Source organism: Shinella sp. SUS2, from assembly GCF_001262505.1.
Classification (GTDB): Bacteria; Pseudomonadota; Alphaproteobacteria; order Rhizobiales; family Rhizobiaceae; genus Shinella.
The window spans coordinates 1-1,199 of the sequence record NZ_KQ410827.1; the positions used below are offsets into that span (position 1 = coordinate 1).

At 59.3% G+C, this 1,199-nt stretch carries 1 protein-coding gene and 1 pseudogene; one reads left to right on the top strand and one right to left on the bottom strand.

Going from position 1 to position 1,199, the window contains the following annotated elements; translation table 11 throughout:
- Positions 1-156: 156 nt before the first annotated feature.
- The gene (locus AKG11_RS33510) at positions 157-417 is read right to left on the bottom strand and encodes a porin (protein ID WP_156334242.1); all 261 of its coding nucleotides are present in this window, start codon (positions 415-417) and stop codon (positions 157-159) included.
- A 138-nt stretch (positions 418-555) separates the two neighbouring features.
- Between AKG11_RS33510 and AKG11_RS33515 the strand changes: the two are divergent.
- Positions 556-1,122, top strand: a pseudogene (locus AKG11_RS33515) (sigma factor-like helix-turn-helix DNA-binding protein); the annotation flags it as partial.
- Between the last annotated feature and the right edge of the window lie 77 nt (positions 1,123-1,199).

A 1,199-nucleotide genomic window follows, 5' to 3' on the forward strand; every position in this document is an offset into this window, starting at 1 on the left:
TGCGGTGTCGCGCAGCCAGCAAAAGCCTCGCATCTCGTCGCCAAAACGGCCCGCGCCATGCATTAAGGCGGCTAGGCTTCCACTCATTAACGAGCGGGCCAGCTTAGTGAGTTGGCCCGCTCGCGTTGTTGGCTAAACGTCAATTGAACATTCTAATTAGAACGAACGCTGGAAACGGAGCATGCCGCCCCATTTGTCCGACCCACCTTGATCGAAGTTGCTCATGTACATCACTTCGGGGGTCACCGTGAACCCTGGCACAACATTGAAATTCACGTTTGCAACAGCGGCGAAGTTTTCCGCCTCGTCGTACGACAGCTGCGTATTGAGCGTCAGCTTTTCAGTCACAGACGCCGATATGCCACCCCAGATAGCATATGCGGGTTTCGGTAAAGCCCGGACGGATTTTTCGATAATCTCTGGACAAAGATTTCAGTAATTCCCGGACAGCGTTTTCGCTAAAGCCCGGACAGTTCCGGGTGGCGTTTTGACGGTTGGTTCGCGGCTGCGCCGGCTTGGTGTTTAGGCCTCTCACGACAACGTTGAGAGGGACCGATGCCGAGACGGAAGCAAGCAAGACGAACGACAGTGAAGGATATCCGGACGATACTGCGCCTGACCCATGAAGAGGGTCTTTCGGTTCGCGAGATCGCCGAGCGGCTGAAGATCGGCAAGAGCTCGGTGTCGACCTATTTGCTTCGGGCACGAGAAGCCGGGCTTTCATGGCCGCTCCCTCTTGGTCCGGACGAGGATGCCAAGCTGGAGCGGCGGCTGTTCGGCCGCGCCGGCCGGCCGCCACGGGATGTCGGCGAGCCGGATTGGGCGCAAGTGGTTCGGGAGTTGAAGCGCAAGGGCGTGACCCTGACGCTCCTGTGGCAGGAGTACCGCACCAGCCATCCCGACGGCTACGGCTTCACATGGTTCTGCGGGCAGGTTGCCGCCTTTCGGCAGCGCACGAGTGTCGCGTTCCGCAACCGGTACGAGGCGGGCGCAGTGATGCAGACCGATTATGCCGGACCGACGGTGCCTGTGATCGATCCGGCGACCGGCGTCGTCCATCCGGCCCAAATCTTTGTCGCGGTACTGGGCGCCTCCAACCTGACCTTCGCCCATGCCAGCTTCGTGAGCGCAACGAATGGCCCACGGCTTTCGTGATTGACTAAATAGGTTTCTGGCTCTCGGTCAGAACTTCTGCTTAG